General features: G+C 66.1%; 20 protein-coding genes. 8 read left to right on the top strand and 12 right to left on the bottom strand.

Annotated features, from left to right (window positions below):
- The 8 genes from K320_RS0117605 to K320_RS0117640 all read right to left on the bottom strand — a co-directional run.
- Positions 1-564 (bottom strand): S26 family signal peptidase (locus tag K320_RS0117605; protein WP_024540120.1); only part of this gene is annotated, 564 nt, incomplete at its 3' end.
- Positions 561-1,106 (bottom strand): DUF2840 domain-containing protein, encoded by a 546-nt coding sequence (locus K320_RS0117610; protein WP_024539915.1) that lies wholly within the window; start codon positions 1,104-1,106, stop codon positions 561-563. The genes K320_RS0117605 and K320_RS0117610, both read right to left, overlap by 4 nt.
- On the bottom strand, positions 1,103-1,387 hold the full coding sequence (locus K320_RS0117615) for a hypothetical protein (protein ID WP_024539916.1): 285 nt from the start codon (positions 1,385-1,387) through the stop codon (positions 1,103-1,105). The genes K320_RS0117610 and K320_RS0117615 overlap by 4 nt, the downstream gene beginning before the upstream one ends.
- A complete protein-coding gene (gene parA, locus K320_RS0117620) occupies positions 1,384-2,022 on the bottom strand; it encodes a ParA family partition ATPase (RefSeq protein WP_024539917.1) in 639 nt (212 codons plus the stop codon). Before parA ends, K320_RS0117615 begins: the two co-directional genes overlap by 4 nt.
- Positions 2,023-2,311: 289 nt before the next feature.
- Entirely contained in the window at positions 2,312-3,169 is an 858-nt protein-coding gene (locus K320_RS0117625) for a replication initiator protein A (protein WP_024539918.1), read from the bottom strand.
- A gap of 26 nt (positions 3,170-3,195) precedes the next feature.
- Entirely contained in the window at positions 3,196-3,477 is a 282-nt protein-coding gene (locus K320_RS0117630; protein ID WP_003107109.1) for a helix-turn-helix transcriptional regulator, read from the bottom strand.
- 83 nt (positions 3,478-3,560) lie between these two features.
- Positions 3,561-4,334: a DUF2285 domain-containing protein gene (locus K320_RS0117635; protein WP_024540107.1), complete on the bottom strand. Its 774-nt coding sequence runs from the start codon at positions 4,332-4,334 to the stop codon at positions 3,561-3,563.
- Between the two features lie 308 nt (positions 4,335-4,642).
- Positions 4,643-4,990 (bottom strand): DUF2958 domain-containing protein, encoded by a 348-nt coding sequence (locus tag K320_RS0117640; RefSeq protein WP_024540108.1) that lies wholly within the window; start codon positions 4,988-4,990, stop codon positions 4,643-4,645.
- Between the two features lie 215 nt (positions 4,991-5,205).
- Between K320_RS0117640 and K320_RS0117645 the strand changes: the two genes are divergently transcribed.
- A complete protein-coding gene (locus K320_RS0117645) occupies positions 5,206-5,496 on the top strand; it encodes a helix-turn-helix domain-containing protein (RefSeq protein WP_024540109.1) in 291 nt (96 codons plus the stop codon).
- A gap of 357 nt (positions 5,497-5,853) precedes the next feature.
- Here K320_RS0117645 and K320_RS0117650 read toward each other — a convergent pair whose 3' ends face one another.
- Positions 5,854-6,168, bottom strand: coding sequence for a DUF736 domain-containing protein (locus K320_RS0117650; RefSeq protein WP_024540110.1), 315 nt, complete (start codon positions 6,166-6,168; stop codon positions 5,854-5,856).
- Positions 6,169-7,023: 855 nt separating this feature from the next.
- On the opposite strand from K320_RS0117650, the gene K320_RS0117655 reads away from it, so the two are divergent.
- From K320_RS0117655 to K320_RS0117670, 4 genes are all read left to right on the top strand, one after another.
- Positions 7,024-8,073, top strand: a complete 1,050-nt coding sequence (locus tag K320_RS0117655) for a DMT family transporter (protein WP_024540111.1) — start codon at positions 7,024-7,026, stop codon at positions 8,071-8,073.
- 274 nt (positions 8,074-8,347) lie between these two features.
- Entirely contained in the window at positions 8,348-8,677 is a 330-nt protein-coding gene (locus K320_RS0117660; protein WP_244957569.1) for a PadR family transcriptional regulator, read from the top strand.
- Entirely contained in the window at positions 8,674-9,903 is a 1,230-nt protein-coding gene (gene chrA / locus K320_RS0117665) for a chromate efflux transporter (protein WP_024540113.1), read from the top strand. The genes K320_RS0117660 and chrA overlap by 4 nt, the downstream gene beginning before the upstream one ends.
- A 130-nt stretch (positions 9,904-10,033) precedes the next feature.
- Positions 10,034-11,305, top strand: a complete 1,272-nt coding sequence (locus K320_RS0117670) for an IS256 family transposase (protein ID WP_024540114.1) — start codon at positions 10,034-10,036, stop codon at positions 11,303-11,305.
- 90 nt (positions 11,306-11,395) lie between these two features.
- On the opposite strand, the gene merR is transcribed toward K320_RS0117670, so the two are convergent.
- A complete protein-coding gene (merR, locus tag K320_RS0117675; protein ID WP_024540115.1) occupies positions 11,396-11,791 on the bottom strand; it encodes an Hg(II)-responsive transcriptional regulator in 396 nt (131 codons plus the stop codon).
- A gap of 74 nt (positions 11,792-11,865) precedes the next feature.
- Between merR and K320_RS0117680 the strand changes: the two genes are divergently transcribed.
- Genes K320_RS0117680 through K320_RS19600 form a run of 3 tightly spaced genes read left to right on the top strand, consistent with a single transcriptional unit; the run spans position 11,866 to position 12,726 of the window.
- Entirely contained in the window at positions 11,866-12,213 is a 348-nt protein-coding gene (locus tag K320_RS0117680) for a mercuric transporter MerT family protein (RefSeq protein ID WP_024540116.1), read from the top strand.
- A gap of 10 nt (positions 12,214-12,223) precedes the next feature.
- On the top strand, positions 12,224-12,502 hold the full coding sequence (locus K320_RS0117685; RefSeq protein WP_024540117.1) for a heavy-metal-associated domain-containing protein: 279 nt from the start codon (positions 12,224-12,226) through the stop codon (positions 12,500-12,502).
- A complete protein-coding gene (locus tag K320_RS19600; protein ID WP_084301301.1) occupies positions 12,499-12,726 on the top strand; it encodes a GDCCVxC domain-containing (seleno)protein in 228 nt (75 codons plus the stop codon). Before K320_RS0117685 ends, K320_RS19600 begins: the two co-directional genes overlap by 4 nt.
- A gap of 204 nt (positions 12,727-12,930) precedes the next feature.
- Here K320_RS19600 and K320_RS0117690 read toward each other — a convergent pair whose 3' ends face one another.
- Positions 12,931-13,140 carry a hypothetical protein gene (locus K320_RS0117690; RefSeq protein WP_024540118.1) on the bottom strand — a complete coding sequence of 70 codons (210 nt, stop codon included), beginning with the start codon at positions 13,138-13,140 and terminating at the stop codon, positions 12,931-12,933.
- A gap of 63 nt (positions 13,141-13,203) precedes the next feature.
- The coding region (locus tag K320_RS0117695) for a ParB/RepB/Spo0J family partition protein (protein ID WP_024540119.1) at positions 13,204-15,172 on the bottom strand (1,969 nt) is incomplete at its 5' end.

Below are 15,172 nucleotides of genomic sequence, written 5' to 3' on the forward strand. Positions count from 1 at the left end.
CGGGTGCGCGACGCCGATCACGGCGGATGCGCTGACCGGCCCGAAATACCGGCTGTCGAACGACGCCGGATTGGTCACACTGAGCAGGAACAGTTCGCCAGGCCGAAGCTGCCGGCACTGCGGCCAGGATGGCAGCGGACGGCCCAGCCGGTCGGCGGGCCGAACGGCAGCCACCGGCACGCCGTCGATCCACACCAGCGCATCGAAAACGCAAACCTGCTGTGGCGCGACTGCGCCCACGCGCTTGAGCAGCGGCACGCGCGCCGGCAGGTAGCCGCGCTGCGCGGCCAGCGCGGCGGCGTCTGGCGGCAGTGTGGTCAGGACGATGCTGTCCACGGACAATGGACGTGGCAGCGAGCCGGGCCGATGGCGCAGCGGATCGACGCGATACCAGCCCACGGGAACGCTGTCGGACGGGTTGTAGATCAGGCGCGGGAATGGATGCACGAAGGACGCCCAGGCCAGCGCAGCGAGGCCGCAGGCGGCGAGGCCCGCGAGCACGATGCGGGCGCGCAGGCGCGAGCGAGGACGCGGCGCGAGGCCCGTAGTGGAAACGGCGGTCATGGCAGCGTCCTCCCGGCCAGCCAGGCGGCGTGCCGCTCGGCGGTGTATTCGGGCAGCGGCAGGCGCGCGGCGAGCCGGTTGGCGAGCGTGCGCCAGTACGCGGGCGAGACGGCGACAGGCGCGATGCCCAGTGCCTCGATGGCGTCGATGCGCTCCAGCACGGCGCGCACCTGCCCGTCGCCCTCGGCGTGCAGCAGCAGGCGCGCGCCCGGCTGCACGCCGGGAATGCGCTGCGCCGCATCGAGCGGCGTGCAAGCCTGCATCACCATGAGCTGCCAGCGAATCGTGCCGTAGTCGTTAGCCTGCCAGCGGATGCGGCAGAACATGGCGCCCGGCAGGAACACCGCGCAGCGCCGCCAGCGGTCGAGCTGGCGCGTGCGCGCAGGTTCGCCGAAGCGCAGGTAGAGCTTGAAGCGCGGTTCGATATAGGCCAACGCCACGCGCGTCAGCGGCGCGCTGGCAGACTGGACGGAAGGGGCTGCGAGCGCAGCGGTGGTCGCGAAGGCAATGGATACATTGGCAAGCGAAGCGGATGCGTTCATGGCGTGTTCTCCCTGCGGTGTTCTGAAAACTCGCGCTCCAGCAGGCCGCGCAGCAGGTCGGCCACGGTCACGCCTTGCGTGAAGGCCGACACCTTGATGCGCGCCCGCATGGCGGGCGTGATGTCGAGGGTCAGGCGGGCGGTGTAGAGGTCGCCCTTGCCCAGCGCATCGGCATCGCCCTGGCGAATCCACGCCTCGGCGTGCGGATTCGCGGGCGGACGCGCGCCGATGCCGACGCGCTTTGCCGCACGTTTGCTGTTCGGCGGTGGCTTCGCTGTCATGTCGTCCACCGCAGCAGTTCGTCCACCAGGGCGGTGATTTCCCGTGCGGCGGCGCTGTCCGGTGCCGTCTCGCGCGCAAGCCGGCCAGCGGCCACGCTGACGGCGAACACGATGCGCTGGCACACCTCGGCGCGTAGCGCCGGCAGCGGCTGTTCGGCCAGCGATTGCCGCGCTTCCCTGCCGATGATGGTGGTGCTGACGCGCCGATTGATGACGAAGGCCGCGCGGAGCAGCGGCCGGAACACCTGCGCCTCGCGGATCAGCGTCACCATCTCGGCGCTGGCCCACAGGTCGTAGGGGCTGGGCTGCACCGGGATCAGCACGCGCTCGGCCGCCAGCAGCGCGGAGCGCGCCAAGGCGGCGATGCGCGGCGGCCCGTCGATGACGACGTGATCGGCCCGCCTGGCGAGTTCTGGCGCCTCCTGATGCAGCGTTTCGCGTGCGAGGCCCACGGCGCTGAACAGCCGTGGCAAGCCTTGCTGGCTTCTGCGCTGCGTCCAGTCCAGGGATGAACCCTGCGGGTCGGCGTCCAGCAGCACGACGTGCTGGCCACGCATCGCCAGCTCGCCGGCGATGTGCGTGGCGAGCGTGGTCTTGCCCACGCCGCCTTTCTGATTGAGCATCGCGACGATCATGGCCTGGCCCTCCATGCTGGAAAGCCTTGCTTGGAGTCGCCTGCAAAACCTGCCGACTGGCGGCCGGTTTTGTCTGCCGTTTGTGGCCGCGTGGTGGTTGTCCACCGCAGCGGCGCTTCTCTACTAAAAGTTAGAGAAATTAAGTTAGGGAAGTTAGAGGACGCGCAAACCCAATGCTGGCACGGGTTTGCGGCCGATCGGCACGCCTGATAGCACGATAGTCCCACGCCTGATAGCACGATACCCCGCACGCCTGATAGCACGACACCATTCACAGGCTGTCCCGAAGTTATCCCCGTGCCGTCTGCGGCACGGGCCGAAACGTCAGCAGCTCCATGCCGTTGTCCGGCATCCTCTCGATGCCCAGGACATAGCCGGGCAGCGACTGCCGCGCGACCAGCGCGCGCAGGTCGCAGGCGAAGTCGTAGGGCTTCGCGGTGCTGCCGGACTTCTGGTGCAGGTAGCGGAAGTCGAATTGCCAGCCGTATTCCTGCTTGCCGCCGTGCTTGCGCACCAGCCGGTACAGCCACCGCTCGATGCCGCCGGTCAGCCGGAAATACGCCGGGTCGATGGTCAGCACCAGGGCGGCGTCGAGCACGCCCGCATAGAACCAGTCGGGCAGGATCAGCTCGATGCCCAGCGGCGTGCCATTGGCATCGGCCAGCTCCTTCCATTCGTTGATCCACGAAAACCGATGCAAGCGTCGCCCGGTCGTCTCGCGGATGGACGTGGCCACCGTGGTCGATTGCAGCCGATCCAGCGCGGCCTTGAGGCGCTGGTAGTCGTGCAGCGACTTGCCGCGCCCGATGAAACGCAGGATCTCGTAGGGCGTGGCGCGCATCAGCCGCGAGGGCCGCAGGCCCGCGTCCTTCGCCTCCACGATCTGCGAGGCCGCCCAGATCAGCACGTCCGCATCCCAAATTGTGGCGATGCCGTGCTCCTGCGTGCCCTCCACGCGGATCGTAACGTTGCCCGCGCGGAAGTCGATGGGCTTGACCCGCTTGGACTTCGCCAAAGAGAAGAACGGATAAGCCATCAAATCCTGGCTGTCGCGCGGCGCCATGTCGCCGGGCAAGGCGCGGAACAGGTCGAGCTGTTCGCGCTCCTGCATCGGCCGCTGCCGGGATGGCAGCGCGGTGCTGGACATGGCGATGGCCTCCCGCACTCCAGCGGTCAGCGCGCACGGCTGTCGGCCGAGTGGTGCTCGGCGTATTCGGGATCGGAGGTCGTCTCGAAACTGCGGTCGGCGGCCCAGGCATCGAGGTCGGCCACGGCGTACATGACGCGCCGCCCGAACTTGCGAAAGCGCGGGCCGCCACCGATCACGCGCTGCTTCTCCAGCGTGCGCGGCGACAGGCGCAGGTACTCGGCGGCTTCGTCGTTGGTGAGATAGCGTTGGGGCTGCGCGGCAGCGGTCGAGACAGTGGCGGCAGGCCGCAAGGGAGCGGGACGCATGGTGTGAACCTCCATCGGTTGAAAACGCCCGGTCGCACGACGCGACCGGATGGAGGCAGTCTCAGAAAACGCGGCCCTCCTGCTCAGGGTCGTTTTGCACTCCCTTCAAAACGACCCTTCTCAAGCGGCGGAAGCTGTGCTAGGCGGCGATAGCCGCCGCGCATCAGCGCGTCGCCGCGCCGCACGAGGCGGCGCACCTTGGAGCGCAGGCCGCCGTCGCTGTACCAATCGGCCACGGCGTCGGCACCGAACAGCCCTTCGCCCACATCGCGCAAGGACGCGCCCGCCAGGGTTGCGTCGAACGCCTGCAAGGTGTGCAGCTCCATCAATGCGGCGGGCGTTGGCCGGGGATTGACGATGAACAGGGCCGTGCCCAGCGAATGACGGCGCGCAGGCGCAAGAGCACCGCCGCGGTGGGCCTGGACCACGGCCATGCCGTCTTCCAGGCCGGGCGCCAGGGCGAAGCGCAGGCAATGGCCTGGGCTGCGCGCGATCAGCGCCAGCCCCTTACCGTCGTGGAGCAGTTGCTTGTGGCCGGGAAGGTGCCAGAACGCGAACACCGCGGCGTCGGGGGGTGGATCGGCGTCGGGATGGAGCTGCACCACGGCAGCGTGGCCAGGCAGCCAGGCCGGATGCGCATCGCGCGCATCCAGGGCCGGGTCTTCCAGCAGGTGCAGGCCCCAGTGATGCGCCACCTGCTGTGCGGCCTGCGGCCGGCGATGGTGGCGCAGCCAGTCGAGCCGGTAATCGGGATGTCGGCGCAAGTACTCCCAGGCCAGCGCCAGCGCATCCAGCCAAAAGACGTACAGGTATGCGGCAGTCGGATACCAATGCGCGAGGTGATGAGGATTGACCATGACGCCTCCTCCTGCGAACAGGACTCGCCGCCACGGAAGAACTACGCGCTACATCGCCCTCGTCGAAACGTCATGGGTTAGAAAGGCGGATGGGGCTGTCAATACCGATTGGCTCCGATGCGTTGCGGCGTTCGTCTCAATGCTGCGGCGGCAGCGCCCCGACCGGGGACACTGCACAAGCCAGCCTGCCGCAACCCGCGCCAAGCATCCTGTCTATTTGGGTCAGACTTGTGGGGCTACGCCGCAAGAATCTCGATTGAGACTTACCCGGTATGACACCAGACTGAAAAAGTCACAGTAAGCCGTATTCAGTCCGGGATCGCTCCGTCGCGCTCGGCCAGCCGGGTGTATTCCGAAAGCGTGCGCGTGGGGTGGAAATAGAGGTCGCGCATCACGGGCTGCTGGCGCGGCCCGACGATGCCGGCCAGCTCGGACAGCTTGACGGTTCCCTGCGCCGGCATCCCGATTCCCAGGTCGATGAGTCCCCAGGCGGTGTCACCATCGGCCGGGTCGAGCGCCGCCAGCAGCCAGGTCACATGCGCGTCCGGCGTGAACAGCCGCACCACGGGCACCGGGTCGATGTTTTTGCCAGCGGCGCGGGCCTTCCCGTGGGCCAGCAACTGTGCACGCTCGTCATCGGAGGTGAGCCGGTTCACGGTGTTTCCTTCAGGCCGCACGAATCCGCCAAAGCGTGAAGGTGGCAAGCCGCATCAGCGGATTTGTGGAGAAGCACGATTGTGATTCCATGGATCGGCGCTTTCGTCGAGAACGGCAAATGCGGATTTCTGTAGAAGCACAAAGCAGCGAGGCTGCGGCGAATGAGTTAAAGATAACGTGGTTTTAATTGTGCTGCGACTCGACGCTTCTGTCTATGCAGAAGCGATCCGTTCAGCGCGGCCGACCGGCTGGCTCCACCACCCATGACGCCGAGTTGGCTCACGCCTTCGGCGCGGCGGTGCGTGCGCTGCGGATGGAGCGCGGAATTGCGCAGGAATCACTGGCGCACCAGGCCGGGATCGAGCGTTCGCACATGGGCAAGATCGAGCGCGGCGAGCATATGCCTACGCTCGCGATCATCTTCAAGATCGCCGGCGCGCTCGAATGCAGCACAGCGGTGCTGATGAGCCAGACCGAAGGCCAACTCGCAGGGAATCTCTCGTAGCCGCTGGCCTGGCCGATCCGGCGCAAGCCGGTTCGGCGGCGTCGAGGGGCGCCAAGCTTCGCGCGGCGGGGATAGCCGCAAGGCTTTCCCCTGGAGGCAAGCAAAGCGCGCAGCGCCGCAGGCGCGAAGGCGTGAGGGATTGAAGCCGAATGGCCGTGACAGCGCAGCCGGCACGGGGCCCAGCCCGAAAGCCCGACGGCGCAAAGCACAGGCACGCCATACTGTCCTTGTCGTCATAGTCTCAACGCATTTGGAAGCAGGCCGACACGGACAACGCTCCAGTGACGATGTTGCCTTCATGCCGTGCTGCGAAAGCAGCACTGCGCCCCGCCGCTCGGGCGGGGCGCTGGGCGGCCGTCAGGCCGCCTGGGGTTTGCTGCGCGACCAGATCAGCGTGTGCGTGCCGTCTTCCTCCTCGATCAGCCGGGCATAGACCGTGGCCGGAAACGAAGGGTCGTCGAGGGTCACGGACACGTAGGGCCGTTCGGCCTTGCTGACCTTTTTCCATGCCGCGCCGATGTCGAAGCCTGCCGCCTGCACGCGGAAATCCGGGGCGTGCTCGTTGTCCCCCTTGTCGTTGGGAACCAGCTTGGCCTTGATGTTGAGGGTCAGGGTGCGCAGCGTGCCGGTGAAGCCGTCTTTGTCCGCGGTGAAGGTGCCGATGGTTGCCATGATGAATCTCCTTACGGTTGAACAAGGTTCGCGCCCATCGCGTCCTTGTTGTGATCCGACCGGCGGGGGACGGGCGGGCTGCACCGCTTGCGGGCGCAACACAGTGAAGCACCTGCAAGCCCCAATAATTTGTCCCGCGAGGAATGTGCGCAGCACAGGGGAAATTATTTGGGCTGGAAGGTTGCAGACATGAAGTCCGCGCCACCGCCAGGATTCACAACAACACAAGAACGCCATGGGCCGATCCAGCTCCGAAAGGAGGCATGGCCAGCTCGGCATCCCCGCACAACGACTCCAACGGCACGCCCTCTGACTCGGGCAAGGCCAATCCCCAACGACTGGCGGCAACGCACCCTGCACCGTGCGGCGGCCATGCTTGAGGCGTGGTTAGGAACTCCAAAGCAAGGCCGGGTGGCCATATCCGTGAATCCGCGAGAACCGTCCTTCGTGACGACCAGACAACGAACCGCCAGCGTCGAGGGCGGCACGTATTTATGCAACCTGCGACAGCAAGCCCCGGCGTATCCGCCAAGTCCTGCCCGAGTGGTGGGGCGCTGGCCTGGCCGATCCAGCGCGAGCCGGTTCGGTTCTCCCCCAGGGGCGCCAAGCATCGCGCGGCGGGGATGGGCCTTGCGCCGATCCCCTGGAGGCAAGCAAAGCGCGCAGCGCCGCAGGCGCGAAGGCGGGAGGGATTGACGCCGAATGGCCGTGACAACGAAGACGGCACGGGGCGCAGCCCGAAAGCCCGGCGGCGCGTGCGCCGGCCCGCCCTTTGCAATCGGCCGCTCACTGGAATTGCAACCATTGAATCCGGTGTAAGGTGACATTTTCGACGACTGATTCATCGGCTGATCCATGATGGGCCATCCCTCGATCCTCGCGGCTCTGGGGGCCGCGCTGCTGTTCGGCGCCAGCACACCTTTCGCCAAGCAGCTTGCGGGCGACATTGCTCCGATCCTGCTCGCCGGCCTGTTGTACCTGGGCAGCGGCATCGGCCTGTGGCTGGTGCGCCTCATCAGGGATCGCGGCTTCGCCGCGCCCGGCCTGCCTGCACGGGACTGGCCCTGGCTGCTCGGCGCCATCGCCAGCGGTGGCGTGCTCGGCCCCGTGCTGCTCATGATGGGTCTGGCCCATACCTCGGCGGCCGATGCGTCGCTGTTGCTCAATCTGGAATCGGTGCTGACGGCGGTGCTGGCGTGGGTGGTGTTCCGCGAGAACGCCGACCGGCGCATCGTGCTGGGCATGCTCTTCATCGTGGCGGGCGGCCTGCTGCTGGCGTGGCCGCGCCACGGCGACACGCCATCAAGCAGCACGCTCGGCAGTCTCGCCGTGGCGGGCGCCTGCCTATGCTGGGCAGTGGACAACAACCTGACGCGCAAGGTATCGGCCGCCGATGCCGTTTTCATCGCGGGCACCAAGGGGCTGGTGGCGGGCATCACCAACCTTGCGCTGGCGATGGCGCTGGGCGCCACGCTGCCCGCCTGGCCGCGCATGGCCCAGGCCATGAGCGTCGGGCTGGCAGGCTACGGAGTCAGTCTGGTGCTATTCGTGCTGGCGCTGCGCGGCCTCGGCTCCGCGCGCACAGGGGCGTACTTTTCCACCGCGCCCTTCATCGGCGCAGTCATTGCCATCGCCGGCTTCCACGAGTCGAGCACGATGGCGTTCTGGCTGGCGGCCGCGCTGATGGGCGCCGGCGTCTGGCTGCACCTGACCGAGCGGCACGAACACCTGCACACGCATGAGCCGCTGGATCACACCCATCGACATGTGCATGACGAACACCATCGCCATGCACACGACTTCCCGTGGGACGGCGTGGAGCCACATTCGCATCCGCACCGGCATGCGCCCATCACGCACAGCCATCCGCATTTCCCCGATGTGCATCACCGGCATAGCCATTAGCGCATGTAAGACCTGGGCCTGACCGAGCCGGCGTAACCGATCGACGCTGCTGCAGGAACGCCAGGCACAGCGCGGCGGGGATGGGCCTTGAGCCAATCTCCCGGAGGCAAGTCAAGCGCGCAGCGCTGCAGGGGCGAAGGCGTGAGCAACTGTCTTGAAAAGTCAAGTCTCCCAAGCGCGTACGGTCAGGCTCATCCCCCCGGCATGACAGCGCACCGACAACATTGAGCGCCCATGCAAGTGATATTATCGAATTTCGTTATCGTAATTCGATATGAAAGAAAAACCAACACCGCGCGCCATGGAGCACCACGACCTGCTGTCGGGGCTGATCCGCCTGCACGCGCTGCACCACGCGGCCGAACAGGAGGTCTACGGGCAATGGATGATCGACGAGCTGGCCCACCACGGCTACCGCCTCTCTCCAGGAACGCTGTACCCGATGCTGCACAAGATGGAGCGCGATGGCTATCTCGTGTCGCGCCAGGAGCGTGAGGGGCGCACCGTTCGCAAGCTCTACTCAATCACGCCCAAGGGCAAGGAAGGCTTGGCACTCGCCAAAGAACGCATCCGGGAGTTCACCGGGGAGGCAATGCACAAATGACAAACCTCCCCAACACCATCCAACGGGATACCGCTGCCGCACGTGGCACACCGGTCGAGGTCTTTGGCGCCTTCCTCAAGCTAGGGTTGACCTCCTTCGGCGGGCCGATCGCGCACCTGGGCTACTTCCGCTCGGAGTTCGTCGAACGCCGCCGCTGGCTGGATGACCGCAGCTACTCCGATCTGGTCGCCCTATGCCAATTTCTGCCCGGCCCCGCCAGCAGCCAGGTGGGCATGGCGCTGGGGCTGGGCCGCGCGGGCTGGCCGGGATTGCTGGCAGCCTGGGCAGGATTCACGTTGCCATCAGCGATTGCGCTGATCCTGTTTGCCTTCGGCATCGCCGAGTACCAGGGGCTGGCCCAGTCCGGGTGGGTGCATGGGCTCAAAGTTGTGGCCGTGGCCATCGTGGCGCAAGCCGTGTGGGGAATGGCCAAGTCGTTGTGCCCGGATCGTCCGCGTGCCGCTCTGGCCATTCTGGCGGCACTGCTGACCATGATCCTGCCCTCCGCTGCGGGACAGATCGCCGCCATCGCGGTGGCGGGATTGCTGGGCTGGTGGGGCTTGAAGATCGCACAGCCCGGCGGTGGCCAAGCCCACAGCTACCCAGTCTCGCGCAAGCTGGGCATCGTTGCGCTGCTGTTGTTCGCCGCACCGCTCGTCGGGCTGCCCCTGTGGGCTGCCGCCACGGGCTCGTCCACGATAGCGCTGCTGGAAGGGGTGTATCGCTCCGGCGCGCTGGTCTTCGGCGGTGGGCACGTCGTGCTGCCGCTGCTGCAGGCCACCGTGGTGCCCAGCGGTATTGTCGGCAATGCCGACTTCCTGGCCGGCTACGGTGCGGCGCAGGCCGTGCCAGGGCCGCTGTTCACGTTCTCGGCCTATCTCGGCGCCATTGCACAGGGGCCGCTGCATGGCTGGATCGGTGGCCTGGCGCTGCTGGGCACCATTTTTCTCCCCGCCTTCTTCATGTTGGTCGGCGCGCTGCCGTTCTGGGATGGACTGCGCCACCGCGCGGGCATCCAGACGGCCATGGCCGGCATCAACGCCGGCGTGGTCGGCATCCTGGTGTCGGCTCTGTATGACCCGGTGTGGACGAGTGCAATCTACGGCAAGGCGGATTTTGGGCTGGCGTTGCTTTCGTTCGGGCTGCTGACGGTGGGGCGGGTACCGCCAGCGCTCGTGGTGCTGCTGGCCGGGCTGGCGGGCTGGGTCTTGGCGATGGGCATCTGAAGCTCATTTCACTGGTGCGACAAGAAGGAGCCAAAGCCCCACGATCAGCGCAGCCCCGGTAAGCGAGCAGAAATCGAGAGCTTGTCAGAAATTTTGTATGTGAGGCATAGCATGTCGACAAGGAGCATGAATGCCACGCAAGACCAAACCCACCGCTTTGGCGGACCAGGCGGCACAGCCGCAATTTCACATCCCGGCCGAGCTGCTTGACCAGTTGGTGACCGGGCCCATGACGCCGGGCCAAGTCCAAGGGCTGTTCGATCAGTTCAAGAAGTCAATTCTTGAGAGGGCGCTGGGCGCCGAGATGAGTCATCACCTAGGCTATGCGCCCGGCCAAGCCAAGCCCACAGGCGGATCAGCCAACCACCGCAACGGCAAGAGCACCAAGACCGTACTGACCGATGTGGGGGCGCTGCGCATCGATGTCCCACGCGATCGCGAAGGCAGCTTCGAGCCGCAGCTCATTGGCAAGCACGAGCGGCGCTTTACGGGTTTCGACGACAAGATCATCGCCATGTACGCACGCGGCATGACGGTGCGCGAGATCCAGGGTTTCCTGGCTGAGATGTACTCGGTGGACGTCTCGCCCGAGCTCATCAGCCGTGTCACCGATGAGGTGATGGGCGAGGTCACGGCCTGGCAGACACGGCCGCTGGAGGCGATATACCCGGTGGTGTTCTTCGATGCGCTGCGGGTCAAGATTCGCGAGGATGCGGTGGTGCGCTCCAAGGCCGTCTACCTGGCGCTGGGCGTACTGCCTGACGGCTCGCGCGACATCCTGGGAATCTGGATCGAGAACACCGAGGGGGCGAAGTTCTGGATGAAGGTCTTCAACGATCTGAAGACGCGCGGGGTGCAGGACATCCTGATTGCCGTCACCGACGGCCTCAAGGGCATGCCAGAGGCGCTGGGCGCAGTGTTCCCGGCGACGACGCTGCAGACCTGCATCGTGCACCTGATCCGGGGTGGCCTGGACTTTGCGTCATGGAAAGACCGCAAGGCGCTGGCCGCAGCCATCAAACCCATCTACACCGCGGTGAGCGCCGAGGCGGCCGAGGCCGAGTTGGATGCGTTTGCGGCCGGCCCCTGGGGGCAGCGGTTCCCGACCGTGGTCAGCGCCTGGCGCCAGGCCTGGGACAAGGTCATCCCGTTCTTCGCCTTCCCGCCCGAGGTGCGGCGCGTGATCTACACCACCAACGCCATCGAGAGCGTGAACGCACGGCTGCGCAAGATCATCAAAACGCGCGGCCACTTCCCCAGCGACGAGGCGGCCACCAAGCTGATCTGGCTGGCGCTGCGCAACATCACCGCGGACTGGGGGCGGGCGGCCAACCACTGGAAATCAGCGATGAACCAATTTGCGATCCTCTACGAGGACCGATTTACCAGATCGGGCCAGTAAGATCACCAAGCCGCCTCACGATAGAGTGACGGATTCAACAGCCTCACACACAGAAATCCTGACACTCCCGAAATCGAATTTTCGCGGGCTTCAGTCTGCTCCCAGAGCGTGGATGATTGGGCAGTTGCCCTTCATCGCACCCGCATCGCACTGGCGCAGCAGGGTCATGAGTGCCTTGCGCATCGCCGCCAAATCGGCCAGCTTGGTTTCAATAGCCTCCAGCTTGTGCGCAGCCAATTCATGCGTTTCGGCACAGGCATGGGCCTCATCGAGTTCGAGCAGGCCGACGATCTCTTCCAACGTGAAGCCCAATGCCTGCGCCCGCTTGATGAAACGCACGCGCTTGACCGTGGTGGCGTCGTAGCGGCGATATCCATGGGTCGGCTTGTCCGGCTCCGACATCAACCCACGCCGCTGGTAGTAGCGAATGGTCTCGACATTCACGCCGGCCTCGTCGGCCAGTCCTCCTATCGTCAGCTCGCTCATTGCTCGACCCCCTTGACTCCGTAGCATGGTACGGAGTTTAGATTGGTAAGTGTCGAAGACGTTCACGCTCGCCCATGCCCACCTTCAAGTTCAAGAATTCGCTCGCCGCCGGGGCGCTGGCTGCCATCGGCGCCTCGGTGTGCTGTGTGGTGCCGCTGGTACTGCTGATGATGGGCATCGGTGGCGCCTGGATCGCCAGTCTCACCGCGCTGGAGCCGCTGCGGCCTTGGTTCATTGCGGCGACAGTTTTGTTCTTGGGCTTGGCGTTTCGGCGTCTGTACTTTCAACAGCCGGTCTGCGAGCCCGGCACCACCTGCTCCCAATCGAGCGTTCTCAAACACCAGCGGCTGATCTTCTGGATCGTCGCGCTGGTGCTTCTCGCCTTGTTGTCGGTGCCCTGGCTGGCACCCTTGTTTCTCTGAAGGAGCCCTCATGCGTAAATCAGTCGCATCGCTGCTCGTGGCACTGTCGCCGTTCGCTGCCCTGGCCACAACGCCGCAGACGGCCACGCTCCATGTGCAGAACATGACCTGCGAGCTGTGCCCGATCACGGTGAAGAAGTCCCTGGAGCGATTGCCTGGCGTCAGCCAGATCAGGATCGACTTCGCCAAGAAGACGGCGACCATCACGTTCGATGCAGACCAGGCCCAGGTCTCGACACTCGTCAAGGCGACTACCGACGCGGGCTACCCTGCGACGGAGCGAAAATGACAACCGACACGCCCACACTGGAGTCGGTGCTGACCTGCCCGCACTGCGGCCATGCCAGGCATGAGACCATGCCGACCGATGCCTGCCAGTTCTTCTACGAGTGCGAGCAGTGCAATACGTTGCTGCGGCCGAAGGCGGGAGACTGCTGCGTTTTCTGCTCCTACGGATCGGTCAAGTGCCCGCCTGTGCAAATGCAGCGGGGGTGCTCAAGTTGCAACACATAATGGACGCCAGTTATATGGCAGCAATCTGACTGGTGCGCTGCATGGGCAGGCCGCTTGCGCATTTCAACGCCACCGCCCGAATCCTGCGAAAACGACGGCGTGGTGGTTGAGGCTGTTGGGCTTCGACACCGGGTGCGGCCGCTGCCGCGCCCGGATTTTCGAATCCACCGGCCCCAGCGTTTCGCGCTGGGGCCGGTGCTGGCGTCATTCCTTTGTTTCGATAATCCACCACACGGCACGCAGCAAGGCGCGGTCCGTGATGGGGTGAATGTCGGTGAGGTCGGCGCGGGCCGTCCAGCCCGAGGGCGGACGGTAGCCGCGCACGTCGCCATCGCCGTGCCAGCGGCGGGCGCGTACCGCGCCGGGAGCGTAGATCGCCGCCATGCGCGGGCGGCTGGTGGTGGTGCGGGTCATGGGCGGTTCTCCTTCCACGCGAAGCGCCCCGGTCGAAGCCGGGGCGCTCACTTTCGGCACGGGTCAAGCGGCCAAAACCTCGGCGGGTTCATCCGCCGCCACGGCCGCGCCGTCCTGCTCCGCATCCTGCGGGCCTTCCTCGGGCGCGTCTGTCGTCTTGAATATGGCAGGCATCCAGCCTGTACCGTTCACCAGCCGTTCGGCCTCGCTGGCAATGTCGGCCTTCTTGAGCTTCGCCAGCCGGTTGACACTCTCGGGTGCGAACTCGCCCACGGCTTGCAGAACCGCCGCCTTCGGAACGTGCTTGAAGTAGCCTTCGGCGGTGGGTTGCCACCATGCGGCCATATCGAGGCCCACGGCCTGCGCCAGTTCCGCGCCGGGCTGCCGCACCGTGGCACGCGGCGTCACCACGTCCACCGTCGAAGCCACGCACACGGCCAGCAGCTTGACCAGTTCGCCCTGTTCCATCACCAGCAGCGCGGCGAACAGTTCGATGCTGTCCTCGGGCAGCTTGCCGCCCCAAGCGCGCTGCAGTTCGCGCAGAGCCACGGCGGCAGGCGATTCCGGCCAGTCCGAAGCTATGCCTTCCAACCGGTCTTGCACCGTGAGGCGCACGCCCAGCGGCAGATCGTGGCCGTAGTGGCTCCCCTGCAAGACGGTCTGCACCATGCCATGCACCACAGCAGCCAGCGCGGCTTGCGGATGCCGGGCCACTTCGATTTGCAGCGCGGCAGTGCGGTGGGCGCTCAAACGTTGCGCCAGCCGGTCGGACATAGCGGCGGTCTTGGGTGCGTCGTCGGCTTCCTCGTCTTCGTCGCTCCCGGTTTCGCCTTCGTTACCGAAACCCTGCCGCAGCTTTTTCAGCGTGCGCAGCGCCTTGGCCTCGGCCTCGCGCATCAGCCCGCGATGAATGACGGCCTCGCCGTTGCGGTCGATAGTGACAATGGCCCCGGCTGCGGCCTTCACGTTCGCGCCGTAGCCCTGCAAGCCATCTTCCAGCGCCTGCAACTGCTCGCCCACGGCTTCTCCTTCTTCCTGCAAGGCGTCGGCCTTGTTCTCATCCTCGGCGTCCATCGCGGCATCTACGGCTTCACCGATGGCTCGCATTTTCTCCTGCAGTTTCTCGATGCGCTGCGCCTCGCGCTTGTTCGGCTCGCGCCGCTCCCGAGGGGCACGCTGAAAGGCTTGCAGGTCGGCATGGGTCACACCCGGCGCGGCATCCACCCAGGCCCAGCCCTCGGCGCGAACCGTGGCAGCGATGCCCGCCAGCTTGTCCTGCGCCAGCCGCTCCAGCAGCGCGGCGTCGGTCAGGTACACGCCCGCATCGCCCTCTGCGAACAGGTCGCGGCGGATGCCACCGCCCGCTTGCTCGTAAGTGCCCAGCCCGACGAAGCGCACCAGCGGATGCCGGTGGGCGTCGATTTCGCGCTCGGTCAGGCGCTCGCGCAGCGCGGAGGGCTGGCGCTGCCACGTCGGCGCATCGTAGAAGGCGCTTTCCTGCGCGGCGTGGTCGTCGGTGATGGACAAGGCCATCAACTGGTCAAGGCTCACGGCATCGGCCCGGTAGTCCGCCATCAGGCGCGGCGAGACGTTCGCCAGCTTCAAACGGCGCTGCACCACCAGCGGCGTAACGCTGAAATCCGCCGCAATGTCCTCGATGGGACGGCCTTCGGCCACCAGCGCCGCGAAGGCTTCGAACTGGTCTGCCGGGTGCATCTGTTCGCGCTGCACGTTCTCGGTGAGGCTGGCGGTGCGGGCCGTACCATCGGCCACTTGCAGGCAAGGCACGTCCCAATCCTTGGCGATGCGGTGCTTCTTCGCCAGCAGCTTCAACGCGGCCAGCCTGCGGCCACCGGCCACCACCTCGTAATGCTCGCCATCGGCGGCGGGAATCACGATCAGGTTTTGCAGCAGGCCCACGCGCTGGATGCTCGCGGCCAGTTCAGGGATGGACATGCGCGGGGTCTTCCGGACATTGCGGCCCGTGGGGCGCAGCACCAGCCGCGACAGCGGAACCAGAATCAGGTTCTTG

The organism is Comamonas badia DSM 17552, assembly GCF_000484635.1.
Classification (GTDB): domain Bacteria; phylum Pseudomonadota; class Gammaproteobacteria; order Burkholderiales; family Burkholderiaceae_C; genus Comamonas_C; species Comamonas_C badia.

Bases quoted from the DNA above. Each gene is read 5' to 3' on its own strand.
- K320_RS0117610 (WP_024539915.1), bottom strand. From the start codon at position 1,106: ATGAACGCATCCGCTTCGCTTGCCAATGTATCCATTGCCTTCGCGACC.
- K320_RS0117615 (WP_024539916.1), bottom strand. From the start codon at position 1,387: ATGACAGCGAAGCCACCGCCGAACAGCAAACGTGCGGCAAAGCGCGTC.
- parA (WP_024539917.1), bottom strand. From the start codon at position 2,022: ATGATCGTCGCGATGCTCAATCAGAAAGGCGGCGTGGGCAAGACCACG.
- K320_RS0117625 (WP_024539918.1), bottom strand. From the start codon at position 3,169: ATGTCCAGCACCGCGCTGCCATCCCGGCAGCGGCCGATGCAGGAGCGC.
- K320_RS0117630 (WP_003107109.1), bottom strand. From the start codon at position 3,477: ATGCGTCCCGCTCCCTTGCGGCCTGCCGCCACTGTCTCGACCGCTGCC.
- K320_RS0117635 (WP_024540107.1), bottom strand. From the start codon at position 4,334: ATGGTCAATCCTCATCACCTCGCGCATTGGTATCCGACTGCCGCATAC.
- K320_RS0117645 (WP_024540109.1), top strand. From the start codon at position 5,206: ATGCAGAAGCGATCCGTTCAGCGCGGCCGACCGGCTGGCTCCACCACC.
- K320_RS0117650 (WP_024540110.1), bottom strand. From the start codon at position 6,168: ATGGCAACCATCGGCACCTTCACCGCGGACAAAGACGGCTTCACCGGC.
- K320_RS0117655 (WP_024540111.1), top strand. From the start codon at position 7,024: ATGATGGGCCATCCCTCGATCCTCGCGGCTCTGGGGGCCGCGCTGCTG.
- K320_RS0117660 (WP_244957569.1), top strand. From the start codon at position 8,348: ATGAAAGAAAAACCAACACCGCGCGCCATGGAGCACCACGACCTGCTG.
- chrA (WP_024540113.1), top strand. From the start codon at position 8,674: ATGACAAACCTCCCCAACACCATCCAACGGGATACCGCTGCCGCACGT.
- K320_RS0117670 (WP_024540114.1), top strand. From the start codon at position 10,034: ATGCCACGCAAGACCAAACCCACCGCTTTGGCGGACCAGGCGGCACAG.
- merR (WP_024540115.1), bottom strand. From the start codon at position 11,791: ATGAGCGAGCTGACGATAGGAGGACTGGCCGACGAGGCCGGCGTGAAT.
- K320_RS0117680 (WP_024540116.1), top strand. From the start codon at position 11,866: ATGCCCACCTTCAAGTTCAAGAATTCGCTCGCCGCCGGGGCGCTGGCT.
- K320_RS0117685 (WP_024540117.1), top strand. From the start codon at position 12,224: ATGCGTAAATCAGTCGCATCGCTGCTCGTGGCACTGTCGCCGTTCGCT.
- K320_RS19600 (WP_084301301.1), top strand. From the start codon at position 12,499: ATGACAACCGACACGCCCACACTGGAGTCGGTGCTGACCTGCCCGCAC.
- K320_RS0117690 (WP_024540118.1), bottom strand. From the start codon at position 13,140: ATGACCCGCACCACCACCAGCCGCCCGCGCATGGCGGCGATCTACGCT.